The sequence below is a fragment of the Aminobacter sp. 01T433 genome (genome assembly GCF_056398585.1).
The window spans coordinates 1-21,689 of sequence record NZ_JBFTPR010000034.1 but is presented as its reverse complement, the minus strand read 5'-3'; the positions used below and the strand labels follow the sequence as shown (position 1 = coordinate 21,689).

36 protein-coding genes are annotated in these 21,689 nt (G+C 60.6%); 1 reads left to right on the top strand and 35 read right to left on the bottom strand.

Translation table 11 applies throughout. The features are described 5' to 3' along the window. Nucleotides 1–282 precede the first annotated feature (282 nt). Complete coding sequence (locus tag AC1DLV_RS29375; protein WP_476803503.1) at nucleotides 283–903, top strand: class I SAM-dependent methyltransferase; 621 nt, start codon at nucleotides 283–285, stop codon at nucleotides 901–903. Between the two features lie 29 nt (nucleotides 904–932). Here the strand turns inward: AC1DLV_RS29375 and AC1DLV_RS29370 are convergent, their stop codons facing one another. The 35 genes from AC1DLV_RS29370 to AC1DLV_RS29200 all read right to left on the bottom strand — a co-directional run. Continuing rightward, nucleotides 933–1,715: a sulfite exporter TauE/SafE family protein gene (locus tag AC1DLV_RS29370; RefSeq protein ID WP_476803504.1), complete on the bottom strand. Its 783-nt coding sequence runs from the start codon at nucleotides 1,713–1,715 to the stop codon at nucleotides 933–935. Between the two features lie 69 nt (nucleotides 1,716–1,784). Continuing rightward, entirely contained in the window at nucleotides 1,785–2,213 is a 429-nt protein-coding gene (locus AC1DLV_RS29365; RefSeq protein ID WP_476803505.1) for a DUF6691 family protein, read from the bottom strand. A 2-nt stretch (nucleotides 2,214–2,215) separates the two neighbouring features. Further along, the gene (locus tag AC1DLV_RS29360; protein ID WP_476803514.1) at nucleotides 2,216–2,644 is read right to left on the bottom strand and encodes a YeeE/YedE family protein; all 429 of its coding nucleotides are present in this window, start codon (nucleotides 2,642–2,644) and stop codon (nucleotides 2,216–2,218) included. Beyond that, on the bottom strand, nucleotides 2,637–2,990 hold the full coding sequence (locus tag AC1DLV_RS29355) for an ArsR/SmtB family transcription factor (RefSeq protein ID WP_476803506.1): 354 nt from the start codon (nucleotides 2,988–2,990) through the stop codon (nucleotides 2,637–2,639). Before AC1DLV_RS29355 ends, AC1DLV_RS29360 begins: the two co-directional genes overlap by 8 nt. Nucleotides 2,991–2,994: 4 nt before the next feature. Continuing rightward, on the bottom strand, nucleotides 2,995–3,876 hold the full coding sequence (locus tag AC1DLV_RS29350) for an MBL fold metallo-hydrolase (RefSeq protein WP_476803507.1): 882 nt from the start codon (nucleotides 3,874–3,876) through the stop codon (nucleotides 2,995–2,997). Between the two features lie 128 nt (nucleotides 3,877–4,004). After that, complete coding sequence (locus AC1DLV_RS29345) at nucleotides 4,005–5,306, bottom strand: replication-associated recombination protein A (protein ID WP_476803508.1); 1,302 nt, start codon at nucleotides 5,304–5,306, stop codon at nucleotides 4,005–4,007. Nucleotides 5,307–5,366: 60 nt separating this feature from the next. Continuing rightward, a complete protein-coding gene (locus AC1DLV_RS29340; RefSeq protein ID WP_476803509.1) occupies nucleotides 5,367–6,851 on the bottom strand; it encodes a DegQ family serine endoprotease in 1,485 nt (494 codons plus the stop codon). 194 nt (nucleotides 6,852–7,045) lie between these two features. Next, nucleotides 7,046–7,474, bottom strand: a complete 429-nt coding sequence (rplQ, locus tag AC1DLV_RS29335; protein ID WP_476803510.1) for a 50S ribosomal protein L17 — start codon at nucleotides 7,472–7,474, stop codon at nucleotides 7,046–7,048. Nucleotides 7,475–7,583: 109 nt separating this feature from the next. Further along, on the bottom strand, nucleotides 7,584–8,594 hold the full coding sequence (locus AC1DLV_RS29330) for a DNA-directed RNA polymerase subunit alpha (protein WP_476789386.1): 1,011 nt from the start codon (nucleotides 8,592–8,594) through the stop codon (nucleotides 7,584–7,586). Nucleotides 8,595–8,689: 95 nt separating this feature from the next. Continuing rightward, entirely contained in the window at nucleotides 8,690–9,079 is a 390-nt protein-coding gene (gene rpsK, locus AC1DLV_RS29325; RefSeq protein ID WP_184774718.1) for a 30S ribosomal protein S11, read from the bottom strand. Nucleotides 9,080–9,212: 133 nt separating this feature from the next. Beyond that, nucleotides 9,213–9,581 carry a 30S ribosomal protein S13 gene (rpsM, locus tag AC1DLV_RS29320; protein ID WP_108608175.1) on the bottom strand — a complete coding sequence of 123 codons (369 nt, stop codon included), beginning with the start codon at nucleotides 9,579–9,581 and terminating at the stop codon, nucleotides 9,213–9,215. Nucleotides 9,582–9,768: 187 nt separating this feature from the next. Then, nucleotides 9,769–10,359, bottom strand: coding sequence for an adenylate kinase (locus AC1DLV_RS29315; RefSeq protein WP_476783308.1), 591 nt, complete (start codon nucleotides 10,357–10,359; stop codon nucleotides 9,769–9,771). Further along, the gene (gene secY / locus AC1DLV_RS29310; protein WP_476783309.1) at nucleotides 10,356–11,696 is read right to left on the bottom strand and encodes a preprotein translocase subunit SecY; all 1,341 of its coding nucleotides are present in this window, start codon (nucleotides 11,694–11,696) and stop codon (nucleotides 10,356–10,358) included. The genes AC1DLV_RS29315 and secY overlap by 4 nt, the downstream gene beginning before the upstream one ends. Before the next feature lie 132 nt (nucleotides 11,697–11,828). Then, nucleotides 11,829–12,302: a 50S ribosomal protein L15 gene (rplO, locus tag AC1DLV_RS29305; RefSeq protein WP_476783310.1), complete on the bottom strand. Its 474-nt coding sequence runs from the start codon at nucleotides 12,300–12,302 to the stop codon at nucleotides 11,829–11,831. 21 nt (nucleotides 12,303–12,323) lie between these two features. Further along, nucleotides 12,324–12,521 carry a 50S ribosomal protein L30 gene (rpmD, locus tag AC1DLV_RS29300; RefSeq protein WP_476783311.1) on the bottom strand — a complete coding sequence of 66 codons (198 nt, stop codon included), beginning with the start codon at nucleotides 12,519–12,521 and terminating at the stop codon, nucleotides 12,324–12,326. A gap of 28 nt (nucleotides 12,522–12,549) precedes the next feature. Further along, nucleotides 12,550–13,119 (bottom strand): 30S ribosomal protein S5, encoded by a 570-nt coding sequence (gene rpsE / locus AC1DLV_RS29295; protein ID WP_067961902.1) that lies wholly within the window; start codon nucleotides 13,117–13,119, stop codon nucleotides 12,550–12,552. 128 nt (nucleotides 13,120–13,247) lie between these two features. After that, nucleotides 13,248–13,607 (bottom strand): 50S ribosomal protein L18, encoded by a 360-nt coding sequence (rplR, locus tag AC1DLV_RS29290; RefSeq protein WP_476783312.1) that lies wholly within the window; start codon nucleotides 13,605–13,607, stop codon nucleotides 13,248–13,250. 87 nt (nucleotides 13,608–13,694) lie between these two features. Next, entirely contained in the window at nucleotides 13,695–14,228 is a 534-nt protein-coding gene (rplF, locus tag AC1DLV_RS29285; RefSeq protein ID WP_476783313.1) for a 50S ribosomal protein L6, read from the bottom strand. 35 nt (nucleotides 14,229–14,263) lie between these two features. After that, a complete protein-coding gene (rpsH, locus tag AC1DLV_RS29280; RefSeq protein WP_055976439.1) occupies nucleotides 14,264–14,662 on the bottom strand; it encodes a 30S ribosomal protein S8 in 399 nt (132 codons plus the stop codon). A 12-nt stretch (nucleotides 14,663–14,674) separates the two neighbouring features. Beyond that, nucleotides 14,675–14,980, bottom strand: a complete 306-nt coding sequence (rpsN, locus tag AC1DLV_RS29275) for a 30S ribosomal protein S14 (RefSeq protein WP_476803511.1) — start codon at nucleotides 14,978–14,980, stop codon at nucleotides 14,675–14,677. A gap of 27 nt (nucleotides 14,981–15,007) precedes the next feature. Continuing rightward, the gene (gene rplE / locus AC1DLV_RS29270; protein ID WP_476803512.1) at nucleotides 15,008–15,565 is read right to left on the bottom strand and encodes a 50S ribosomal protein L5; all 558 of its coding nucleotides are present in this window, start codon (nucleotides 15,563–15,565) and stop codon (nucleotides 15,008–15,010) included. Then, nucleotides 15,558–15,872, bottom strand: coding sequence for a 50S ribosomal protein L24 (gene rplX, locus AC1DLV_RS29265; RefSeq protein WP_476789388.1), 315 nt, complete (start codon nucleotides 15,870–15,872; stop codon nucleotides 15,558–15,560). Before rplX ends, rplE begins: the two co-directional genes overlap by 8 nt. A 12-nt stretch (nucleotides 15,873–15,884) precedes the next feature. Beyond that, nucleotides 15,885–16,253, bottom strand: coding sequence for a 50S ribosomal protein L14 (gene rplN, locus AC1DLV_RS29260; RefSeq protein WP_006205457.1), 369 nt, complete (start codon nucleotides 16,251–16,253; stop codon nucleotides 15,885–15,887). Between the two features lie 68 nt (nucleotides 16,254–16,321). Next, complete coding sequence (gene rpsQ, locus AC1DLV_RS29255) at nucleotides 16,322–16,561, bottom strand: 30S ribosomal protein S17 (protein ID WP_476783317.1); 240 nt, start codon at nucleotides 16,559–16,561, stop codon at nucleotides 16,322–16,324. Nucleotides 16,562–16,572: 11 nt separating this feature from the next. Continuing rightward, complete coding sequence (rpmC, locus tag AC1DLV_RS29250; protein ID WP_395446937.1) at nucleotides 16,573–16,773, bottom strand: 50S ribosomal protein L29; 201 nt, start codon at nucleotides 16,771–16,773, stop codon at nucleotides 16,573–16,575. Between the two features lie 13 nt (nucleotides 16,774–16,786). Further along, nucleotides 16,787–17,200 (bottom strand): 50S ribosomal protein L16, encoded by a 414-nt coding sequence (rplP, locus tag AC1DLV_RS29245; RefSeq protein ID WP_055976423.1) that lies wholly within the window; start codon nucleotides 17,198–17,200, stop codon nucleotides 16,787–16,789. Between the two features lie 27 nt (nucleotides 17,201–17,227). Next, the gene (gene rpsC / locus AC1DLV_RS29240) at nucleotides 17,228–17,947 is read right to left on the bottom strand and encodes a 30S ribosomal protein S3 (RefSeq protein ID WP_476783318.1); all 720 of its coding nucleotides are present in this window, start codon (nucleotides 17,945–17,947) and stop codon (nucleotides 17,228–17,230) included. Further along, nucleotides 17,947–18,336, bottom strand: coding sequence for a 50S ribosomal protein L22 (gene rplV / locus AC1DLV_RS29235; RefSeq protein WP_476803513.1), 390 nt, complete (start codon nucleotides 18,334–18,336; stop codon nucleotides 17,947–17,949). Before rplV ends, rpsC begins: the two co-directional genes overlap by 1 nt. Nucleotide 18,337: 1 nt before the next feature. Next, nucleotides 18,338–18,616, bottom strand: a complete 279-nt coding sequence (gene rpsS, locus AC1DLV_RS29230; RefSeq protein ID WP_055976414.1) for a 30S ribosomal protein S19 — start codon at nucleotides 18,614–18,616, stop codon at nucleotides 18,338–18,340. A 15-nt stretch (nucleotides 18,617–18,631) separates the two neighbouring features. Further along, nucleotides 18,632–19,465 (bottom strand): 50S ribosomal protein L2, encoded by an 834-nt coding sequence (gene rplB / locus AC1DLV_RS29225; RefSeq protein ID WP_476783320.1) that lies wholly within the window; start codon nucleotides 19,463–19,465, stop codon nucleotides 18,632–18,634. A 22-nt stretch (nucleotides 19,466–19,487) separates the two neighbouring features. Beyond that, nucleotides 19,488–19,781 carry a 50S ribosomal protein L23 gene (locus AC1DLV_RS29220; RefSeq protein WP_476783321.1) on the bottom strand — a complete coding sequence of 98 codons (294 nt, stop codon included), beginning with the start codon at nucleotides 19,779–19,781 and terminating at the stop codon, nucleotides 19,488–19,490. Beyond that, on the bottom strand, nucleotides 19,778–20,398 hold the full coding sequence (gene rplD / locus AC1DLV_RS29215; RefSeq protein ID WP_476783322.1) for a 50S ribosomal protein L4: 621 nt from the start codon (nucleotides 20,396–20,398) through the stop codon (nucleotides 19,778–19,780). Before rplD ends, AC1DLV_RS29220 begins: the two co-directional genes overlap by 4 nt. After that, entirely contained in the window at nucleotides 20,398–21,111 is a 714-nt protein-coding gene (rplC, locus tag AC1DLV_RS29210) for a 50S ribosomal protein L3 (RefSeq protein WP_476789714.1), read from the bottom strand. Before rplC ends, rplD begins: the two co-directional genes overlap by 1 nt. 58 nt (nucleotides 21,112–21,169) lie before the next feature. Beyond that, nucleotides 21,170–21,478 (bottom strand): 30S ribosomal protein S10, encoded by a 309-nt coding sequence (rpsJ, locus tag AC1DLV_RS29205; protein ID WP_006205468.1) that lies wholly within the window; start codon nucleotides 21,476–21,478, stop codon nucleotides 21,170–21,172. Nucleotides 21,479–21,542: 64 nt separating this feature from the next. Continuing rightward, on the bottom strand, nucleotides 21,543–21,689 hold a 147-nt coding region (locus AC1DLV_RS29200; RefSeq protein WP_476836328.1), incomplete at its 5' end, for an EF-Tu C-terminal domain-related protein.

The following is a 21,689-nucleotide window of genomic DNA, read 5'->3' as shown; positions in this document are numbered from 1 at the left end:
CGATGCCGCGGAATGATTGGCTGACCCAACAATCTCAAAGCTAAAGCCGATGGGTGGATCATCCACCCGCCCCGCTCTGCCCTTGCAACCCCAACCAGCCGGTCAGAACGGGGCTGATTGTCGTGCGCTTTGGCAGAAAGTGACATTTCAACTTTGCGTCCGAGCGGACATTCCAACCTTGCCGCCACAACTGATACGCCTGTTGGGATCACCAATCCTTGTCCCCTTTGACGTCTAAACCGTGCAAAATGGCTGGACACGTCAGGACGACTGGAGCGTGCTGTGAGCGATGACCGGGCCTCTCATTGGGAAGCCATCTATCGAGCCAAGACGGAAGATCAGGTCAGCTGGTTTCAGCAGACGCCCGAGCCGTCACTGACGCTGCTCGATCTTGCCGGTGCTACGCCTGACGCGGCCATCGTCGATATCGGCGCCGGCGCGTCGCATCTTGTCGACGCCTTGATCGACCGAGGCTATGGCGACGTCACCGTGCTTGACATCTCCCAAGCCGCACTTGATGCCGACCGCGCACGCCTCGGACCGGCCGCCAGTCGCGTCACCTGGATCCGCAGCGACGTGATGGCCTGGCACCCAGACCGCGGCTACGACATCTGGCACGATCGCGCGGCATTCCACTTCCTCACCGACCCAGCCGATCAGGCAGCTTATGCCGCCGTTGTGACACACACCCTGAAGCCCGGCGGCCATGCGATCATCGGCACATTCGCGCCAGACGGGCCTGAGAAATGCAGTGGGCTGCCGATCATCAGGCACGACGCCGACAGCATCGGCAAGCTTCTGGGCAGCAGCTTTGAACTGATCGACGCCCGCCGCCACGAGCACAAGACGCCTTGGGACAGTGTGCAGCTTTTCCAGTTCAGTACCTTCCGCAAGCTAACCTGAAACCTCCCCTGCCCGTCGCACCCTTCATATTAGATACCCTGCACATTACGCCAAACCATATAGCCGGCCACGGCCATGATCATTACGGCGAAAAGCATGTTGAGCGCGCCCTTGCGCTTCTGCAGCATGAACGCGAACTGCGAACCGCCGAAGCCGCCGGCAATGCCGCCAGCGATGAAGACCAAGGCCAGCGGCCAGTCGACCAGACCGGATAGGGCATAAGAAAACGCCGTAGTCAGGCCAAATGCGGCAACGGCGACAAGAGACGAGCCGATGGCATTGATCATTGGCATTCCCGTCGATGCCATCAACCCAGGGACGATAAGAAACCCTCCCCCGATCCCGAAGAAACCGGACAGCAGCCCGGTGCTGCCGCCAAAGCCCAGGACCTTGGGCGCGTTGTCGCGCGTACAACGTGCCTCCGGATCGCCAGCGTCGTCGCGGCGACGAAACATCAATGCACCGACAACCAACATGAGGGTGGCGAAAAGGAGCAGGAGGCGCTGACCATCAAGTGCCTTGCCGAGCGACGAACCGAAGAAGGCGCCTAGCACACCGGCGACACTGTATGTGGCCGCACAACGCCATTTGACAGTGCCGCTGCGGGCGTGGCTTGCCAGCCCGGTCAAGGCGTTGGCGGCGACCGAAACCGCGCTGGTGCCGATCGCGACATGGGCGCTCGGCACACCGACGAGATAGACCATCAATGGGACTGCCAGGATCGAGCCGCCGCCACCGAAAAGTCCGAGGCTGAGGCCTACAAGCCCACCCGAAGCTGCACCCAATGCATATTGAACGGGTTCCAGAAACATGGTCCCGATCCTTCCGATCTGATTGTTTGAGAGGTTCCCGACCCCAGAACGGCGTCTAGTATTCGCCGATCAGGCTACTGCGGCTGTTTTCCTCGCGGAGACCATTCTGGCCAGCCACATGCCGACAAACATCATCGGCAAGAAGGCATAGGTGCCGGCAGCTCCCAGCATTGTAGCCGTGAGCGCTGGACCCGGGCAAAAACCGCCCAGTCCCCAGCCGATGCCGAAAATCGCCGGGCCGATCAGGATACGACTGTCGATTGCGTTGCTGGCAGGCAGATGGAACGAAGCGGCCGCGACCGGCTTGTCGCGCTTCAGCACCAAGCGGTAGCCAAAGAACGCGGTGATGACGGCACCACCCATGACAAAGGTGAGCGACGGATCCCAGCTACCGAACAGGTCGAGAAAATTCAGCACTTTTGCCGGATCAGACATGCCAGAAACAACAAGTCCGATGCCGAACAGAAGACCGAGCGCGAGATTGACGATAAAGGACATGGTCAGGCTCCCAATGCGTGCCGGACGATGAAGACAGTGGCAAAGGCAGTGGCCATGAAGATGACCGTCGCAACGAGCGAGCGGACGGAAAGCCGCGACAGCCCGCAAACGCCGTGCCCGCTTGTGCAGCCATTGCCGTAGACCGAGCCGAAGCCAACCAGAAGGCCGGCTATGGCCATCAGCGGCAGATTGGATGAAACGCTCTGAAGTACCTCGTCGCCGGTCACCAGCAGATAGATCAGAGGTGCTGCCACAAGGCCCAGAACGAAGCCCAGGCGCGACAGGAAGGCACCGTCAAAATAGGGCGGCAACAGGCGGCTTGAAATGCCACTAATGCCGGCAATGCGCCCTTCCCAGGCCATCAGCAGGACGGCCGATAAGCCGATCAGGATGCCACCTATGGTGGACGCTATGGGCGTGAATTCAGTCATCATTCTTGCTTTCGTTCGGAATTGTCTCGGTGTTCGGCGCGCAGAACATCCGGTAGAGCAGCGACACGACCGCGCTCACACGCTCGTCGGCGAGGCGATAGAAGACGGATTTCGATTCCTTGCGCCCGACGATGAGGCCAGCTTCGCGCAGTTCCGCGATCTGCTGCGACAGTCCCGGCTGGCGAATGCCAAGGCTGTCTTCGAGATCGCGCACCGAGCGCTCGCCATCCACCAATGCACAGACGATCATCAGTCGGTTGGGGTTGGCGAGTTTCTTGAGAAACTCCGACGCCTCCCCGGCCCGTTCGAGCAGTTCAGCAACTGATTTGGTTGGTACCTGGTTCATCCGTTCAACCCCAGTTCGCGCCTTCAAGCGCATCGAGCGGGAATTTCAGGTAGCGCCTGCCATTGCTTTCGGGCTCTGGCAGGCGACCGCCATTGATGTTGATCTGCAGCGCATGAAGGATGAGCTTCGGCATCGGCAGCGTCCTGTCGCGTGCCTCTCGGACTGCGACAAACTCGGCCTCCGTCAAATATCTCGACATATGCGTGTTTTGCGCCTTCTGCTCGCCGACCGTGCTTTCCCATCTCGGCTCGCGGCCGCCGGGCTGATAGTCATGACCAGTGAACAGCCTGATGTCGTCGGGCAACGACAAGATTTGCTGGATCGAGGCCCAAAGCACATTAGCGCTGCCGCCGGGAAAGTCAGCCCGCGCGGTGCCGCTGTCGGGCATGAACAGCGTGTCATGCACAAAGGCCGCGTCGCCGATCAAATAGGTGATCGAGGCAAGCGTATGCCCAGGCGAAAAAAGCACCTTTGCAGCCAATTCGCCGATCTTGAACGTCTCGCCTGCGGCGAACAGCCTGTCCCATTGCGAGCCGTCGGACGCCAATTCCGGCCAATCGTAGATACCCTTCCAGAGCTGCTGCACATCGACGACGTGCTCGCCGATGGCAGTCGGCGCGCCGGTCCTGGCCTTCAGATAGCGGGCCGCCGAAAAATGGTCGGCATGAGGATGCGTGTCGAGAATCCACTCGACTGTAAGCCCCTGCTGCTCAACGAAATCGAGAATGCGGTCGGCATTGGTGGTCGCCGTGGCGCCGGACTTCTCGTCAAAATCGAGAACCGGGTCAATGATCGCGCATTTCTTCGATGCCGGATCGGCAACCACATACTGGACTGAAAACGTCCGCGGATCGAAGAAGGCCGTCACGTCGGGTTTCTGCATCATCATACGTCCTTTCAACCTTCTACGACACTGCCGTAACGGTTACGTATGTATGCTTGCATTTTTTTGCAATAGATATTTTGCAATTTAAGGCAGAAATCAGCATGCCCGCCTTGGCAAGGCTTGGAAGGTTATTCGCCGCGCTCGTGGCGCCGTTTACTCCAGAATTCCAGCCGCTTCTTGATGTCCCGCTCAAAGCCGCGCTCGTTGGGAGCGTAGAACTCCGGGCGGTTGGGACCGGCCAGTTCTTCGGGAAGGAACTCCTGTCCCGAAAATGCGTCGGGATAATCGTGATCGTATTTGTAGCCGTCGTGGTAGCCGAGTTCCTTCATCAGCTTGGTCGGCGCATTGAGGATATGTTTGGGCGGCGCTAGGGAGCCGGTCTGCTGAGCAAGCGCGATCGCCTGGTTGAACCCCATATAAGAGGCGTTCGACTTGGGCGCTGTTGCCACATAGGTGATCGCCTGAGCCATGAACAGGCGACCCTCCGGCCACCCTACCCGCTCGAACGCGGTCCAGGCGGCCACGACCTGCGGCATCGCCTGCGGGTCGGCCATGCCGACATCTTCCGAGGCAGCACAGGCAAGACGACGAAAAATCGTGCCAGGGGCTTCGCCGCCGATCACCATGCGCGCGGCCCAATAAAGTGCCGCCTGAACATCGCTGCCGCGAAGGCTTTTATGGAAGCAGCTGAGCATGTTGTAGTGCTCTTCCTGCCCCTTGTCGTAGACTGGCGCCCGCTTCTGGACGGTTTCGGCCAACCCTGCGACGTCCAGCATTGTGCCAGCGGGAAGCGCGAGCAACTCCTCGCAGAGCCCAATCAGATAGCGCCCGTCACCGTCGGCCATGGTAAGCAGCGTGTCGCGCGCGGCAGCGTCGAGCGGCAGCTTCTTGCCGGAATGGGCTTCAGCGCGCTCGGCCAGGATGGCAAGGTCTTCTTTTTCGAAGCGCTTGAGCGTGTAGACCTTGGCACGCGACAACAAGGCTGCCACCAGGCTGAAGCTTGGATTTTCAGTCGTTGCGCCGATCAGGACGATGGTCCCGTCCTCGACATGCGGCAGAAGCGCGTCCTGGGTAGTCCTGTTGAAGCGGTGCAGCTCGTCGACGAAGACCACTGTCTGCCGCCCTGCCCCGCCGCGGAGCTGCTTGGCGGCATCGACGACCTTGCGCAGATCAGCAACGCCGGAAAGCACGGCCGAAAGCTGCACGAAATCGAGGCCGACTTCCTTGGCGACAAGCCTCGCAATCGTTGTCTTGCCGACGCCAGGCGGTCCCCAGAGAATGAATGAGGACACCTTTTTGGACTTGATCATGCGCCCGATCGGGCCGTCGGGCCCGAGCAGATGGTCCTGTCCGATGACCTCACTGATGCGTTGCGGGCGTAACGTCTCGGCAAGCGGACGCGGAACAGACTCGTCGAAAAGGGAACTCAAAAGGTCACCCTCCCGACGGTTCGGCTATCTGCCATCTTTCCCGCCACAGCCCCGGTGCACTCAATAACGCAGCATCTGGCGCATGATGCGGCCGTCGCGCTCGACGGTAAACCGCCACCAGCGCGTGTCCACCTCGGCAAGCTGCTTCAGCTTCTCGGCAGTGTCGATGACCTCACCGTTGACCTCGCGCACGATATCGCCCGGCTGGAAGCCAAAACCGGCAGCCGGCGAGCCGCCGTCGATACCGACAATGGCGACACCCTTGGTGTCGGTTGCAACACGCAGGCGCTGGGCCAGCCGCGGCGACAGCTCGGCAACCTTTGCACCCGCAAACGGGCTGCGACCGCGCAGCAGCACCTCGTTCGAGCTTGCACCTTCCGGCGCTCGTTCAAGGGCCACTTCGATGGATTTCTCCTCGCCCTTGCTCAGCACCGACAGCGTTGCCTTGCCGCCGATAGGCTGGGTCGCCAGGCGATAGTCGAGCGCCTCCATATGCTCGATCGCGGCACCGTTGAACTGCAGCACGACGTCGCCGGGCTTGAGCCCCGCGCGTGCGGCGGGGCCGTTCTCGTCAACCGACGAAATCAGTGCGCCCGACGGATGATCCATGCCGAGCGACTCGGCGATCTGGGGCGTTACCGGCTCGAACGAGGCGCCGATGAAGGGCCGTTCGAAGAATTCCGCGCCGCCCTTGGCGGCCTCGGTGAAGGCGCGCACCATGTTGGAGGGAATGGCAAAGCCGATGCCGATCGAGCCGCCGGAGCGGCTGAAGATCGCCGTGTTGATGCCAACGAGCTGGCCGCCCATATTGATCAGCGCACCGCCGGAATTGCCCGGGTTGATCGCCGCATCGGTCTGGATGAAGAAGCCGGAATCGGAGACGCCGATATGCGTGCGGGCAAGTGCCGAGACGATGCCGCTGGTCGTTGTCTGGCCGACGCCGAAGGGATTGCCCATGGCGAGTACCAGGTCGCCGACCTGCAGCGCGTCGGAATCACCAATGGCGATCGTCTGGAACGGCTTGTCGGAATCGATCTTCAGCACCGCGAGATCGAGCGTGTCGTCCTTGAGCAAAACCTTGCTGGTGAATTCACGGCCATCCGACAGCGCCACCTTCACCTCATCGGCGTCCTGGACGACGTGGTTGTTGGTGACGATGATGCCGCTTGGATCGACAAGAACGCCCGAGCCGAGCGACGAACGATTGCGCGGGCCACCACCGCCGAAAAACTGTTCGAAGAACGGATCACCGTCAAATGGCGAACGCACCTTCACCTGCTTGGAGGCGTAGACGTTGACCACGGCCGCAGCCGTTTCCTTGACCAGCGGCGCAAACGAAAGTTGCATCGCTTCGCGGCCGAACGGCACGCGGCGGTCAGGCGTAAGCGCTCCAACATCGGCCTTGCCGCCGTTCAGCAGATCAGTCAGCACATCCGACAGGCCTGGGTCCTCGACCGGCTTCTTCGCCGCTTCCTGGGCAACGGCACCGCCAGCAATCGCCAAACTGGCGCACAAAGCGAGCAGCAAATATCGTTTCGCACGCATGGCGAATCCTCCAACGCATAAGTCGCCGCCATTGTCGTGACGATTGTGCAAATTGAAAGGCTGTATGCGCTCGAAAGCGGTTATTTCCGCATAGTTGGCGCGAGACGCGAAAGAACCGCTGCAACACGGAGCGAGTGCCCAAAACAAAAGGGGCCCAGAGGGCCCCTTCGGTTCAAAACAAACGTGCGGAAAGCTTATGCGGCTTCGGCGTCGTTTGCAGCTTCGGCTTCGAGGCGAACGCGGTCGCCGGCACCCTTGGCCGAGGTGTCGCGATCGACGAACTCGATGACTGCCATGGCGGCGTTGTCACCGCGGCGGAAGCCGGCCTTCATGATACGCAGGTAACCGCCGTTGCGGGTGGCGTAACGCGGCGCGACGACGTCGAACAGACGCTTCACGACGTCCTCGTTGCCGATCTGGGCGATCACCTGGCGGCGGGCATGCAGGTCGCCGCGCTTGCCGAGCGTCACCAGCTTCTCGACGATTGGACGCAGGTCCTTCGCCTTTTCGAGCGTGGTCACGATCTGCTCGTGCTCGATCAGCGAGACCGAGAGGTTGGCGAACATGGACTTGCGGTGGCTTACGCTGCGTGAGAAGCGGCGGCCTTTGAAACCGTGGCGCATGGCTCTTTTCCTTATTTCAGTTGTTCAAGAGGCCACGGCCTCTGATGGTTTTCCGCAAGGCCGTCGGACCGGAATATCCGGTCCTCGGAACCATGCTCGACTAGTCTTCTTAGTACTGGTCTTCGTATCGCTTGGCGAGGTCTTCGATGTTTTCCGGCGGCCAGTCCTGCACTTCCATACCGAGGTGCAGACCCATTGCAGCCAGAACTTCCTTGATCTCGTTGAGCGACTTGCGGCCGAAGTTCGGCGTACGCAGCATCTCGGCTTCCGTCTTCTGGATCAGGTCGCCGATGTAAACGATGTTGTCGTTCTTGAGGCAGTTGGCCGAGCGGACCGAAAGCTCCAACTCGTCGACCTTCTTGAGCAGCGCCGGGTTGAAGGCGAGCTCCGTGACGGCCTCGGCTGCAACTTCCTTCTGCGGCTCGTCGAAGTTGACGAACAGTGCAAGCTGGTCCTGCAAGATGCGAGCAGCAAATGCGACTGCGTCCTCACCGGTGATCGAACCGTCGGTCTCGATGGTCATGGTCAGCTTGTCGTAGTCCAGAACCTGGCCCTCGCGGGTGTTCTCGACCTTGTACGAAACCCGCTTGACCGGCGAGTAGAGGCTGTCGACCGGAATGAGACCGATCGGAGCATCTTCAGCGCGGTTGCGGTCAGCTGGCACATAGCCCTTGCCGGTGTCAACGGTGAACTCCATACGGATCTCCGCGCCCTCATCGAGCGTGCAGATCACGTGGTCGGGGTTCAGGATCTCGACGTCGCCAACAGTCTGGATGTCGCCAGCGAGCACGGCACCGGGGCCCTGCTTGCGAACGACCATGCGCTTCGGGCCGTCGCCTTCCATGCGGATGGCGATTTCCTTGATGTTGAGCACGATGTCGGTGACGTCCTCGCGAACGCCGCCGATGGACGAGAACTCATGCAGCACGCCGTCGATCTGCACGGCAGTAACGGCCGCGCCACGAAGCGACGACAACAGCACGCGGCGCAGGGCATTGCCGAGCGTCAGGCCGAAGCCACGCTCCAGCGGCTCGGCGACCAGCGTGGTCAGCGTCTTCTTCTTGGACGAGAACTCGATCTTGTTTGGCTTGATCAGTTCCTGCCAGTTTTTCTGGATCATATTCGCTTCCTTCCGTTAGCCCGACACCATCCAATCGTGACGGGCGACCTGGAAACCGCAAACGAGCGCACAAGGCGCTCGCGCGGAGTGAAATATTAGACGCGACGCTTCTTGCGCGGGCGGCAGCCATTGTGCGGGATCGGCGTCACGTCGCGGATCGACGTAATCGTGAAACCAGCAGCCTGGAGCGCGCGCAGTGCCGACTCACGACCCGAACCCGGACCGCAAACCTCGACCTCGAGCATACGCATGCCGTGTTCCTGTGCCTTCTTGGCAACGTCTTCAGCAGCCATCTGGGCTGCGAACGGGGTCGACTTACGCGAACCCTTGAAGCCCTGCGCACCAGCCGACGACCAGGCAATCGTGTTGCCCTGTGCGTCCGAGATGGTGATCATGGTGTTGTTGAAGGTCGAATTGACGTGGGCAACGCCCGACGAGATGTTCTTGCGTTCGCGACGGCGAACGCGGCCGGCTTCCTTAGCCATAGTAGTCCTTTCAGTTGATCTCTTCACCGCCGTAATGCCAGCGGCTACACCAGCCTGCATTTAAGGTGTCAGGCCGAACACCCGCCCACAAAAGGCGAAAACCGGCGGGCCGAAACCCGCCGGTGATACGAAATTACTTCTTCTTGCCGGCAATCGCCTTGGCCGGGCCCTTACGGGTGCGCGCATTGGTATGCGTGCGCTGGCCGCGGACCGGAAGCGAACGACGGTGACGCAGGCCGCGGTAGCAGCCGAGATCCATCAGGCGCTTGATGTTGATCGAAACTTCGCGACGCAGATCGCCTTCGACCTGATAGTCGCGGTCGATCGTCTCGCGGATCGCCAGAACTTCAGCATCGGTCAGCTGGTTGACGCGACGTTCAGCCGGGATACCGACCTTCTCGACGATCTCCTGGGCGAACTTCTTGCCAATGCCGTGAATGTACTGAAGCGAGATCACAACGCGCTTGTTGGTCGGAATATTTACGCCGGCTATACGAGCCATATTTACCACTCCATTTGGGCCGGACAATGCCGGCGCTCTAAGTTGCCCCGCGTCCGGTGGAGGCCGGCCCATGCGGGTTTTCCGTATCAATGCGACTATGCGCCCTATGGGCAAACACCATCATGCCTGAATGGAAGACGGGCCGCCATACTCCAGTACGGCCCGCCAGTCAAGCACGAGTGCTGTTTTAGTGTGTGGCATCCGCGAGGATCGCTTCGATCTGCGCGGTCACCTCGTCCATATCAGCCATGCCGTCGACCTGTTTCAACAGGTCGTTGGCGTAGTAGTAGCCGATCAGCGGCGCGGTTTTTTTGTAGTACTCGCGCAGCCGTTCTTCGAACACCTCGGCATTGTCATCCTTGCGTACCGGCTGGCCAGCGGCCCTCGCCTCCTCCGCACGCTTCAGGATCCGGCCGATAAGGGCCTTGTCGTCAACAGCGAGTTCGATGACCACGTCGAGCTGCATGCCGCGTTCGGCCAGCATGTCGGCGACGGCGTCGGCCTGGGCCAGCGTGCGCGGATAACCATCGAGAATGAACCCCTGGGCACAGTCTTCCTGGTCAATGCGTTCAGCCACGATCGCGTTGACGATCTCGTCCGAGACGAGCTCGCCGGCATCCATCACCGACTTGGCGCGCTTGCCAACTTCAGTTTCAGCTTTCACCGCAGCCCGCAGCATGTCGCCAGTCGACAATTGCGGAATGCCATGCTTCTCGACCAGTCGTTGCGCTTGTGTCCCCTTGCCCGCTCCCGGCGGCCCAAGCAATATCAGCTTCATCTTCCCCTCTTACCTCCACGGAGCTTCGACTTCTTGATCAGCCCTTCATACTGATGGGCGATCAGGTGACCCTGAATCTGCGCCACAGTATCAAGCGTTACATTGACCACGATCAGAAGCGAAGTACCACCAAGGTAGAACGGAACGCCGGTTGCCGAAATCAGGAACTCGGGCATCAAGCAGATGACGACGAGATAGGCAGCGCCGATGACGGTGACGCGGGTCAGCACGTAGTCGATATATTCCGCGGTGCGCTCGCCTGGGCGATAGCCGGGAATGAAGCCCGAATGCTTCTTCAGCTGATCTGCGGTGTCCTTCGGGTTGAACACGATCGCCGTGTAGAAGAAGGCAAAGAAGACGATCATCGCCGCGTAGAGCAGCATGTAGAGCGGCTGGCCATGGCCGAGCGCCGACATCATCGTGCTCACCCAGCCGGGCAGCGTGGCGGTGTTCGAGAAGCCCGCGACGGTTGCCGGCAACAGCAGCAGCGACGACGCGAAGATCGGAGGAATGACGCCAGCGGTGTTGAGCTTGAGCGGCAGGTGCGAAGTGTCGCCCTGGAACATGCGGTTGCCGACCTGGCGCTTCGGATACTGGATCAGAAGGCGGCGCTGGGCGCGCTCGAAGAACACGATCACCGCGATGACGACGATCGCAAGCACGATGATCGCGAGAATCAGGCCAGTCGACAGAGCTCCGGTGCGGCCGAGTTCCAGCGTACCGCTGATGGCGCTCGGAAGACCTGCGACGATGCCAGCGAAAATGATCAGCGAAATGCCGTTGCCGATGCCGCGTGCGGTGATCTGCTCGCCCAGCCACATCAGGAACATGGTGCCGCCGACAAGCGTAATGACCGTCGAGGCGCGGAAGAACATGCCCGGATCGGTGACGATGCCGTTGCCGCCTTCAAGGCCGGCTGAAATGCCATAGGCCTGGACGAGCGCCAGAAGCACGGTGCCATAGCGGGTGTACTGGTTGATGACCTTGCGGCCCTGCTCGCCTTCCTTCTTCAGCGCTTCAAGCGACGGAACGACCGACGTCATGAGCTGCATGATGATGGAGGCGGAGATGTAGGGCATGATGCCGAGGGCAAAGATCGCCATGCGCTGCACGGCGCCGCCGGCGAACATGTTGAAAATGCCAAGAACGCCGCGGCTCTGCTGGGTGAAAGCCTGGGCGAACGCTTCGGGATTGATTCCAGGAAGCGGAATGTAGGTACCGAGGCGATAGACCAAAAGCGCGCCGAGCGTAAACCAGATGCGTTTCTTAAGATCTTCGGCCTTGGCGAAGGCTGCGAAATTCAGATTGGATGCTAGTTGTTCAGCAGCCGATGCCATTCAGGGTACTCCGCTTGGTCACGCCGAAAGCCGCGATGGGCGCGGCGCGTGTCACCGAAGCCACGAGATAGGCTTCGGACGGCAAACATGCAAGCGGCGGTATCTCTACCGCCGCTTACTTTGCAAAGCCTTTTACTCGGCGGCTGCCACTTCCGGCAGCTTCACCGATCCTCCAGCCTTTTCGATCTTTTCGATCGCCGGCTTGGAAGCGCCAGCAACGTCAAAGGCCACCTTGGCCGTGAGTTCGCCGTCGCCGAGGATGCGGACACCGTCCTTGACGCGGCGAATCACGCCGGCCTTGACGAGGACTTCCGCCGTCACGGTCTCTTTCACGTCGAGCTTCTTGGCATCGATCGCGACCTGGATACGGGCCAGCGAAACGGTGACGTAGCTCTTCGCAAAGATGTTGGTGAAGCCGCGCTTCGGCAGGCGACGATAGAGCGGCATCTGGCCACCCTCGAAGCCGTTGATCGCGACGCCCGAACGAGCCTTCTGGCCCTTGACGCCACGACCGCCGGTCTTGCCGGATCCGGAGCCGATACCACGGCCAAGACGCTTCTTGGAGTGGGTAGCGCCGGCGTTGTCACGCAGATCGTTGAGTTTCATCTTCTATCTCCTGCGATCGGCCTACGCCTCGTCCACAACGCGGACGAGATGCTGGACAGCTGCGATCATGCCGCGCACGGAAGGAGTATCCTCCAAGGTGCGCTTGCGATGCATCTTGTTGAGGCCGAGGCCGACCAGCGTGGCACGCTGTTCTTTCGGCCGGCGGATCGGGCTACCGATCTGCTCGACGGTGACGGTCTTGGTTGCTTTCTTGGCCATGGTCATTGTCCCTGGTCAGCTCGAGCGACTATTCTTCAGCCGCAACGGCGGTGCCGCGGCGGGCCTGAAGCGTCGAATACTTGATGCCGCGCTGTGCAGCCACATCCTTGGGATGCATCTGGCTCTTCAGCGCATCGAAGGTCGCGCGCACCATGTTGTAGGGGTTCGACGAACCCATCGACTTGGCGACGACGTCGTGCATGCCGAGCGTCTCAAAGACAGCGCGCATAGGACCGCCGGCGATGATGCCGGTACCCTGCTTGGCAGAGCGCAGCAGAACGCGACCAGCGCCCCAACGGCCTTCGACATCGTGGTGCAGCGTACGGCCCGAGCGGAGCGGCACGAAAATCATGTCGCGCTTGGCCGATTCGGTTGCCTTGCGGATCGCTTCCGGCACTTCGCGCGCCTTGCCGTGACCAAAGCCAACGCGGCCCTTCTGGTCGCCAACAACGACGAGTGCTGCAAAACCGAAACGCCGGCCGCCCTTGACGACCTTGGCAACACGGTTGATGTGGACGAGCTTATCGACGAATTCGCTGTCGCGCTCTTCGCGGTCACGGCTACGGTCGCGACCACCTTCCCTACGTTCTTGTGCCATATTCCTATCCTTATTTTTTTCCGGAAGCACGGGGGTTAAAAACTAAATCCGGCGTCTATAACGTCGCCGGATCGATTGCAACTGGTCAGTGATGCGGCGCAGCGCCACGCGCTACGCCGTAAACTGCATCAGAAGTTGAGGCCACCTTCACGGGCAGCTTCGGCAAGCGCCTTGATGCGGCCGTGATAGATGTAGGCGCCACGATCGAAAACGACATCCTTGATGCCGGCCTTCGAAGCGCGCTCAGCGATCAGCTTGCCAACCGCAGTCGCGGCAGCAGTGTCAGCACCGGTCTTCAGCGTGCCCTTGAGATCCTTCTCGAGGGTCGAAGCGGCTGCGAGCGTCTTGCCATTGGCGTCGTCGATAACCTGAACATAGATGTTCTTCGACGTGCGATGGACCGACAGACGCGGGCGGCCGTTGGCGACCTTCTTGATCTGGCGGCGGATGCGCGCCGAACGGCGCAGAGTGGTTTCTTTCGAAGCCATGATAGTGGTTCCTTGCCTTCTGAAACGGGCGCGGCCATCTGCGGTAAGCTGAAATGCTTCCCGCGACCGCGCACCGCGGCGTTATAATTACTTCTTCTTGCCTTCTTTGCGGACGATCTTCTCGCCTGCATAGCGGACGCCCTTGCCCTTGTAGGGCTCCGGACCACGATATTCGCGGATCTCGGCGGCGACCTGGCCAACCTGCTGCTTGTTGATGCCGTTGACCACGATTTCGGTCGGCTTCGGCACCGTAATGGTGATGCCTTCCGGAGTCTGGTAGACGACGTCATGGCTGAAGCCAAGTGCGAGCTGCAGGTTCTTGCCCTGGAGCGTTGCACGGTAACCGACGCCGGTGATCTCGAGCTTCTTTTCGAAGCCGTCCTTAACACCCGTCAGGATGTTAACGATCTGCGTCCGCGACATGCCCCACTTGGAGCGCGCGTCCTTCGACTGATCGCGTGGCTGAACGGCAATCTCGCCATTCTCCATCGAGACCAGAACTTCATTGTTGACCACGAACTTCAGCTCGCCCTTGGGGCCCTTCGCCGTGACGGTCTGTCCGTCGACGGCGGCGGTGACGCCCTGCGGAAGCTGAACGGGTTTCTTGCCAATACGAGACATAGTCCTCGTGCCTTTCTTGTTTCAGCCTACGCAGATCAGAATATCTGGCAGAGGATTTCCCCGCCGACGTTCTGTTCGCGCGCTTCGTGGTCGGCCATCACGCCCTTCGGAGTCGAAAGGATCGAGATGCCGAGGCCATTGGCGACCGGCGGAATCGACTTGGACGAGACGTAGACGCGGCGACCGGGCTTGGAGACACGCGCGATTTCGCGAATCACCGGCTGGCCGTCGAAGTACTTCAGCTCGATTTCGATCTCGGACTTGCCGTTTTCGAAATCGGTCTGGCTGTAGTCGCGGATATAGCCTTCCGACTTCAGCACGTCGAGAACACGGGCGCGCAGCCTGGACGCAGGCGTCGACACAGTCGACTTCTTGCGGCCATAGGCGTTGCGGATGCGGGTCAGCATATCGCCGAGAGGATCACTCAAAGACATATCAAATGCTCCTTACCAGCTCGACTTGACCAGGCCGGGGATTGCTCCCGTCGAGCCCAGATCACGAAGCGCGATACGCGACATCTTAAGCTTGCGATAGTAGGCACGCGGACGGCCGGTAATTTCGCAGCGGTTACGGACACGGGTCTTAGCCGAGTTGCGCGGCAGCGCGGCGAGCTTGAGCTGCGCGCGGAAGCGTTCCTCGATCGGCTTGGACTGATCCATGATCACATCCTTGAGGGCCTTACGCTTTGCAGCGAACTGGTCGACAAGCTTGCGGCGCCGGTTGTTCTTTTCGACTGAGCTGGTTTTTGCCATTTCAGATTTTTCCTTTGCTCGCTGCCGTTACTGCCGGAAGGGGAAGTTGAAGGCCTTGAGCAGAGCCCGTGCCTCTTCGTCCGTCCTGGCGGTCGTGCAAACGATGATGTCCATGCCCCAGATCTGATCAACCTTGTCGTAATTGATCTCGGGGAACACGATGTGTTCCTTGATGCCCATAGCGTAATTGCCACGGCCGTCAAAGCTTTTTGGGTTCAGACCGCGAAAATCGCGAACGCGCGGCAGTGCGATGTTCACCAGACGGTCAAGAAACTCATACATGCGTTCCTGGCGGAGCGTCACCTTGGCGCCTATCGGCATGTGCTCACGCACCTTGAAGCCGGCGATCGACTTGCGGGCGCGGGTCACAACCGGCTTCTGGCCAGCGATCATCGCCAGGTCTTCAGCGGCAGCTGCGGGCTTCTTGGAGTCCGCAGTGGCTTCGCCGATACCCATGTTGAGCACGATCTTGTCGATGCGCGGGATCTGCATCACGTTGTCGTACTTGAACTGCTCCTGCATCGCCTGACGGATGGTCTCTTTGTAGACCTTCTTCAGACGCGGCTCGATGGTTGCATTAGCCATTGATGACTTCTCCCGAGCGCTTGGCGACGCGCACCTTCGTGCCGTCCTTCTGGACCTGGAAACCGACGCGGGTCGGCTTGCCATCCTTGGGGTCGGTGAGCGCGAGGTTCGACAGGTGGATCGGCGCTTCTTTGGTGATAATCCCGCCCTCTTGGGTCTGGGACTGCTTCTGGTGGCGGCGGATCATGTTCACGCCACGGACAAGTGCCTTGTCTTCCTTCGGCTGGACAGACAGCACTTCGCCAGTGCGGCCCTTGTCCTTGCCGGTCAGAACGACAACCTTGTCGCCTTTACGGATCTTCTGCATTGTTCCGGCTCCTTACAGCACTTCGGGCGCGAGCGAGATGATCTTCATGTGGTTCTTGGCGCGGAGTTCGCGCGGAACCGGCCCGAAGATACGCGTGCCGATAGGTTCTTTCTTGTTATCGACAAGAACGGCCGCGTTCTTGTCGAAACGGATCACGCTGCCGTCCGGGCGACGAATGTCCTTGGCCGTGCGAACCACGACCGCCTTCATCACATCACCCTTCTTTACGCGGCCGCGCGGAATGGCTTCCTTGATCGACACCACGATGATGTCGCCAACAGAAGCATACTTCCGCTTCGAGCCGCCCAGCACCTTGATGCACATGACACGACGGGCGCCGGAATTGTCCGCGACGTCGAGGTTTGTTTGCATCTGAATCATGACTGGCCGCCTTCTTCTTCTCTAACGGGATGGGCTACCGCCCTCCCCGGCTTGTCCAAAATTCGTTGTTACGCCTGGTCGGCGGAGATGACGACCCAGCGCTTATCCTTGGAAATCGGCTTCGATTCCTGGATAGACACCTGATCGCCCACCTTGTGGGCGTTGTTTTCGTCGTGCGCCTTGTAGTTCTTCGACATACGCACGGTCTTCTTCATCACCGGGTGCGTGAAGCGACGCTCGACCTTGACGACGACCGTCTTCTCGTTCTTGTCGCTGACGACCGTACCCTGCAGGATGCGCTTTGGCATGGTTTTCGTCCTTAAGCCTTCTTGCCGGCCGATTTTTCGGCGGCGATGGTCTTGATACGCGCGATGTCCTTACGAACTTGTTTCACGCGCGCCGTCTTTTCCAGCTGACCGGTCGCCTTCTGGAAGCGCAGGTTGAACTGCTCCTTCTTGAGGCTGGCGAGCTCGTCAGTGAGCTGGTCCTGGGTCTTCGTCCTGACGTCTGAGGCTTTCATGATCAGCCCTTCCTTATTCTGCGATGCGCTGAACGAAGCGCGTCCTGACCGAGAGCTTGGCAGCGCCGAGCCGCAGCGCTTCACGCGCCACTTCCTCGGAGACACCATCGATCTCGAACATCACGCGACCTGGCTTGATGCGGCATGCCCAGTAGTCGACGGCGCCCTTACCCTTACCCATGCGGACTTCGGTCGGCTTCGACGTGACCGGCACATCTGGGAAAATACGGATCCAGACGCGGCCCTGACGTTTCATTTCGCGGGTGATCGCGCGGCGGGCCGCCTCGATCTCACGCGCGGTGACGCGGTTTGGCTCAAGCGCCTTCAGTCCGAAGCCGCCGAAATCCAGGTTGGTGCCACCCTTCGCGGTGCCGTGGATGCGGCCCTTGAACTGCTTACGGAACTTTGTGCGCTTTGGCTGCAGCATCGTTCTAACTCCAAATTCCTATGCGTGTCAGGCGTTTTCGCGACGGCGGCCGCCTGGGCGGTCGCTAGCATGCGAATGATCGCCTTCGGTTGCGCGACGCTCTGAAGCCATCGGATCGTGCTCGAGGATCTCGCCCTTGAACACCCAGACCTTGACGCCGCAGATACCGTAGGCAGTCTTGGCTTCAGCCGTGCCGTAGTCGACATCGGCGCGCAGGGTGTGCAGCGGAACGCGACCTTCGCGATACCACTCCATACGAGCGATTTCGGCACCGCCGAGACGGCCCGAGCAGTTGATACGAATGCCCTCGGCGCCGAGGCGCATCGCCGACTGCACCGCGCGCTTCATGGCGCGACGGAAGGCAATGCGGCGCTCGAGCTGCTGCGCGATCGACTGAGCGACCAGCGTAGCGTCCGTCTCGGGCTTGCGAACCTCGACGATGTTGAGGTGCGTCTCGGACTTCGTCATCTCCATTAGCTTCTTGCGAAGCTTTTCGATGTCGGCGCCCTTCTTGCCGATGATCAGGCCCGGACGTGCTGCGTGAATGGTCACGCGGCACTTCTTGTGCGGACGCTCGATCACGACCTTGGAGATCGCGGCCTGCTTCAGTTCGTTCTCAAGATACTTGCGGATCTTGATGTCTTCGTGAAGCAGCTGGCCGTATTCGCCGGTGTTTGCATACCAGCGCGAGTCCCAGGTGCGGTTGATGCCGAGGCGGAGACCAATAGGATTGATTTTCTGGCCCATTATGCGGCCTCCCCTTTCTCTTCGACTTCACGAACAACGATCGTGAGGTGCGAAAACGGCTTCTCGATGCGGCTGGCGCGACCACGGCCACGAGCGTGGAAACGCTTCATGACGATCGACTTGCCGACATAGGCTTCCGCCACTACCAACGCATCGACATCGAGGTCGTGATTGTTTTCCGCGTTGGCAATAGCCGATTCGAGGGTCTTTTTAACCGTTTCGGAGATGCGCTTGCGCGAAAATTCCAGATCTGAAAGCGCGGTCGCTACCTTCTTGCCGCGGATAAGCGCGGCAACGAGGTTGAGCTTCTGCGGGCTGACCCGGATCGTACGGAGTACCGCACGTGCCTCGTTGTCAGCAAGCCTGCGCGGAGCTTTGGCCTTGCCCATGTTACTTCCTCTTTGCCTTCTTGTCCGCGCCGTGACCGTAGTAGGTCCTGGTGGGAGCGAACTCACCGAACTTGTGGCCGACCATGTCCTCGTTCACCGAGACCGGGACGTGCTTCTGGCCGTTGTAGACACCGAAGGTGAGGCCGACGAACTGCGGCAGGACAGTGGAGCGGCGGCTCCACATCTTGATCACCTCATTGCGACCGCCTTCACGAACCTTTTCTGCTTTCTTGAGCAGATAGCCGTCAATGAACGGGCCTTTCCAGACTGAACGAGTCACTGGCGTTACCTCTTCTTAGCTCTTGCGCTGATGGCGCGAGCGCAGGATGAACTTGTCGGTCGCCTTGTTGGACCGCGTCTTCTTGCCCTTGGTGGGCTTGCCCCACGGCGACACCGGATGGCGTCCGCCCGAGGTGCGGCCTTCACCACCGCCGTGCGGATGGTCGACCGGGTTCATGGTCACGCCGCGATTGTGCGGACGCTTGCCACGCCAGACCGTGCGGCCTGCCTTGCCATCGTTGATGTTGCCATGGTCCGGATTGGACACGGCACCGACGGTGGCGATGCACAGACCGCTGACGACGCGCTGTTCACCCGAGTTGAGGCGAAGGATCGCCATGCCCTGGTCGCGACCGACGAGCTGGGCGTAAGCACCAGCCGAACGGGCAACCTGGCCGCCCTTGCCGGGCTTCAGTTCGATGTTGTGCACGATCGTGCCGACCGGCATCGAAGCGAGCGGCATTGCGTTGCCCGGCTTCACGTCGACCTGCTCACCAGCGATGATCTTGTCGCCGGCCTGAAGACGCTGCGGAGCAATGATGTAGCTCAGCTCGCCATCGTCGTACTTGATCAGCGCGATGAAGGCGGTGCGGTTCGGATCGTATTCGAGACGCTCGACCGTGCCGACCACGTCGAACTTGCGACGCTTGAAGTCGATGATGCGGTACGAACGCTTGTGACCGCCGCCGATGAAGCGCGCCGTGATGCGACCGTAGTTGTTGCGGCCGCCCGACTTCGTCAGGCCCTCGGTCAGCCCCTTGACGGGCTTGCCCTTGTGGAGGCCCGAGCGGTCGACGATGACCAGCTGACGGGTGCTCGGCGTTATTGGCTTGAATTTCTTAAGTGCCATTGTCCTGTCCTCGCGGCCTAGCTCAGAGACCCGTCGCGACGTCGATCGACTGGCCTTCGGCCAGCGTCACTACCGCCTTCTTGACGTCGCTCTGGCGGCCGATCGTGCCGCGGAAGCGCTTCACCTTGCCCTTGCGGACCAGGGTGTTCACAGCAGTCACCTTCACGCCAAACAGCGCTTCGACGGCAGCCTTGATCTCGGGCTTGCTCGCCTTCTTGGCGACGTTGAAGACGACCTGGTTGTTTTCAGAAGCCATGGTCGACTTTTCGGTGATCGCCGGAGAGACGATCACGTCATAGTGGCGGAGATCCATCATTTGAAGCGCTCCTCGAGAGCCTCGACGGCGGCCTTCGAAAGGACCAGCGTGCCGCGGCGCAGAATGTCGTAAACATTGATGCCCTGGATTGGCAGGACGTCGATGTTCGGGATGTTGGTCGCTGCGCGCTTGAAGTTGACGTCAAGCTCAGCACCGCCGATCACCAGGGCGTTGGTCAGGCCCAGCGTCGCGAAATTCGCGAGCAGTGCCTTCGTCTTACCTTCGGCGAGGGTCAGCTCGTCGACGATGATCAGTTTCGATGTCTTAGCCTTGGCCGACAGAGCGTGCTTCAAGCCGAGGGCGCGGACCTTCTTGGGAAGATCGTGCTCGTGGCTGCGAACGACCGGGCCGTGGGCCTTGCCGCCGCCGCGGAACTGCGGAGCGCGTGCCGAATGGTGACGAGCACGGCCCGTACCCTTCTGCTTGTACATCTTGGCGCCAGTGCGCGCGATTTCGGCGCGACCCTTGGCCTTGTGCGTGCCCTGCTGCTTCTTGGCGAGCTGCCAGCGCACGACGCGCTGGAGAACGTCTTCGCGCGGGTCGAGACCAAAGATCTCTTCCGAGAGCTGGACCTTGCCGGCGTCGATGCCTGCAAGCGTGGTGATCTTGAGATCCATTATTCCGCTCCCTCTGTGGCCGGAGCCTCGTTCTTCGTGGCGGCGCGGATACCAGCAGGCTTCGGAGCGTTAGCCGGAAGCGCAATCTTGGCTGCGTCGCGGACCAGGATCCAAGCGCCCTTCGAACCCGGAACCGCACCGCGGATCAGGATGAGACCGCGATCGGTGTCGGTCGAGACAACTTCGACATTCTGGGTGGTGACGCGAACGTCGCCCATGTGTCCGGCCATCTTCTTGCCCTTGAACACCTTGCCCGGATCCTGGCGCTGGCCAGTCGAACCGTGGGTACGGTGCGAAACCGAGTTACCGTGGGTAGCACGGCCACCACCGAAATGGTGACGCTTGATGACGCCCTGGAAACCCTTGCCGATCGTCGTGCCCGTCACATCGACCTTCTGGCCGGGGACGTAATGCTCGACAGTGATCTCGGAGCCAACATCGAGCATGTTGTCGGCGGACACGCGGAATTCCGCGACCTTCGACTTCGGCTCAACGGAGGCGGCAGCGAAGTGACCGCGCATCGCCTTCGTCGTATTCTTCACCTTGGCCAGGCCAACGCCGAGCTGAACGGCGGTGTAGCCATTCTTCTCTTTCGTGAGCTGTGCCACGACCTGGCAGTTCTCCATGCGGAGAACGGTGACGGGAACATGCTCGCCAGCGTCATTATAGACGCGGGTCATTCCCACCTTCTGTGCAATTACACCTGAACGCATCGGTTCGTTTTCCTTCAGAGGAGCCGTTTGGATCTGCTCGCGCGGCTCATGTTAGCTCTTAGAGCTTGATTTCGACGTCGACACCTGCTGCGAGGTCGAGCTTCATCAGAGCATCGACGGTCTGCGGGGTCGGATCGACGATGTCCAGCAGACGCTTGTGCGTGCGCATCTCGAACTGCTCGCGGCTCTTCTTATCGACGTGCGGTGAGCGATTCACCGTGAACTTCTCGATCCGAGTCGGCAGCGGAATCGGGCCGCGAACATTGGCGCCGGTGCGCTTCGCGGTCGACACGATCTCACGCGTCGAAGCGTCGAGAACCCGGTGGTCAAACGCCTTGAGGCGGATGCGGATATTCTGTCCGTTCATGGTCACTTCCTTGTTCTGGCGCGGCGCGGGCGTATTCCCGCCCGCGACAGATCGTTAATTCGGATTATTCTTTGATCGAAGCGACGATGCCGGCGCCGACGGTACGGCCACCTTCACGGATAGCGAAGCGCAGCTTCTCTTCCATGGCGATCGGCACGATCAGCTCGACATCGACGGTGATGTTGTCGCCGGGCATGACCATCTCGGTGCC

What these genes read in the sequence shown, in the direction of transcription:
- AC1DLV_RS29340 (WP_476803509.1), bottom strand. Translation starts at nt 6,851, where the DNA reads ATGCGTGCGAAACGATATTTGCTGCTCGCTTTGTGCGCCAGTTTGGCG.
- rpsK (WP_184774718.1), bottom strand. Translation starts at nt 9,079, where the DNA reads ATGGCTAAGGAAGCCGGCCGCGTTCGCCGTCGCGAACGCAAGAACATC.
- rpmC (WP_395446937.1), bottom strand. Translation starts at nt 16,773, where the DNA reads ATGAAAGCCTCAGACGTCAGGACGAAGACCCAGGACCAGCTCACTGAC.
- rplQ (WP_476803510.1), bottom strand. Translation starts at nt 7,474, where the DNA reads ATGCGCCACGGTTTCAAAGGCCGCCGCTTCTCACGCAGCGTAAGCCAC.
- AC1DLV_RS29330 (WP_476789386.1), bottom strand. Translation starts at nt 8,594, where the DNA reads ATGATCCAGAAAAACTGGCAGGAACTGATCAAGCCAAACAAGATCGAG.
- rplF (WP_476783313.1), bottom strand. Translation starts at nt 14,228, where the DNA reads ATGTCTCGTATTGGCAAGAAACCCGTTCAGCTTCCGCAGGGCGTCACC.
- rplR (WP_476783312.1), bottom strand. Translation starts at nt 13,607, where the DNA reads ATGGCTTCGAAAGAAACCACTCTGCGCCGTTCGGCGCGCATCCGCCGC.
- AC1DLV_RS29365 (WP_476803505.1), bottom strand. Translation starts at nt 2,213, where the DNA reads ATGTCCTTTATCGTCAATCTCGCGCTCGGTCTTCTGTTCGGCATCGGA.
- rplO (WP_476783310.1), bottom strand. Translation starts at nt 12,302, where the DNA reads ATGAAACTCAACGATCTGCGTGACAACGCCGGCGCTACCCACTCCAAG.
- AC1DLV_RS29220 (WP_476783321.1), bottom strand. Translation starts at nt 19,781, where the DNA reads ATGATGGATCTCCGCCACTATGACGTGATCGTCTCTCCGGCGATCACC.
- AC1DLV_RS29315 (WP_476783308.1), bottom strand. Translation starts at nt 10,359, where the DNA reads ATGAAGCTGATATTGCTTGGGCCGCCGGGAGCGGGCAAGGGGACACAA.
- rplN (WP_006205457.1), bottom strand. Translation starts at nt 16,253, where the DNA reads ATGATTCAGATGCAAACAAACCTCGACGTCGCGGACAATTCCGGCGCC.
- rplP (WP_055976423.1), bottom strand. Translation starts at nt 17,200, where the DNA reads ATGCTGCAGCCAAAGCGCACAAAGTTCCGTAAGCAGTTCAAGGGCCGC.
- rplV (WP_476803513.1), bottom strand. Translation starts at nt 18,336, where the DNA reads ATGGGCAAGGCCAAAGCTCCGCGCAGGCTTGCTGACAACGAGGCACGT.
- rpsE (WP_067961902.1), bottom strand. Translation starts at nt 13,119, where the DNA reads ATGGCACAAGAACGTAGGGAAGGTGGTCGCGACCGTAGCCGTGACCGC.
- rplE (WP_476803512.1), bottom strand. Translation starts at nt 15,565, where the DNA reads ATGGCTAATGCAACCATCGAGCCGCGTCTGAAGAAGGTCTACAAAGAG.
- rpsJ (WP_006205468.1), bottom strand. Translation starts at nt 21,478, where the DNA reads ATGAACGGACAGAATATCCGCATCCGCCTCAAGGCGTTTGACCACCGG.
- rpsQ (WP_476783317.1), bottom strand. Translation starts at nt 16,561, where the DNA reads ATGCCAAAGCGCATCCTGCAGGGTACGGTCGTCAGCGACAAGAACGAG.
- secY (WP_476783309.1), bottom strand. Translation starts at nt 11,696, where the DNA reads ATGGCATCGGCTGCTGAACAACTAGCATCCAATCTGAATTTCGCAGCC.
- rpsC (WP_476783318.1), bottom strand. Translation starts at nt 17,947, where the DNA reads ATGGGCCAGAAAATCAATCCTATTGGTCTCCGCCTCGGCATCAACCGC.
- AC1DLV_RS29370 (WP_476803504.1), bottom strand. Translation starts at nt 1,715, where the DNA reads ATGTTTCTGGAACCCGTTCAATATGCATTGGGTGCAGCTTCGGGTGGG.
- rpsN (WP_476803511.1), bottom strand. Translation starts at nt 14,980, where the DNA reads ATGGCAAAAACCAGCTCAGTCGAAAAGAACAACCGGCGCCGCAAGCTT.
- rpsM (WP_108608175.1), bottom strand. Translation starts at nt 9,581, where the DNA reads ATGGCTCGTATAGCCGGCGTAAATATTCCGACCAACAAGCGCGTTGTG.
- AC1DLV_RS29350 (WP_476803507.1), bottom strand. Translation starts at nt 3,876, where the DNA reads ATGATGCAGAAACCCGACGTGACGGCCTTCTTCGATCCGCGGACGTTT.
- rplB (WP_476783320.1), bottom strand. Translation starts at nt 19,465, where the DNA reads ATGGCACTTAAGAAATTCAAGCCAATAACGCCGAGCACCCGTCAGCTG.
- rpmD (WP_476783311.1), bottom strand. Translation starts at nt 12,521, where the DNA reads ATGGCCAAGAAAGCAACCAAGACCGTCACCGTCGAGCAGATCGGTAGC.
- AC1DLV_RS29360 (WP_476803514.1), bottom strand. Translation starts at nt 2,644, where the DNA reads ATGACTGAATTCACGCCCATAGCGTCCACCATAGGTGGCATCCTGATC.
- AC1DLV_RS29355 (WP_476803506.1), bottom strand. Translation starts at nt 2,990, where the DNA reads ATGAACCAGGTACCAACCAAATCAGTTGCTGAACTGCTCGAACGGGCC.
- rpsH (WP_055976439.1), bottom strand. Translation starts at nt 14,662, where the DNA reads ATGTCTTTGAGTGATCCTCTCGGCGATATGCTGACCCGCATCCGCAAC.
- rplD (WP_476783322.1), bottom strand. Translation starts at nt 20,398, where the DNA reads ATGGATCTCAAGATCACCACGCTTGCAGGCATCGACGCCGGCAAGGTC.
- rplC (WP_476789714.1), bottom strand. Translation starts at nt 21,111, where the DNA reads ATGCGTTCAGGTGTAATTGCACAGAAGGTGGGAATGACCCGCGTCTAT.
- rplX (WP_476789388.1), bottom strand. Translation starts at nt 15,872, where the DNA reads ATGCAGAAGATCCGTAAAGGCGACAAGGTTGTCGTTCTGACCGGCAAG.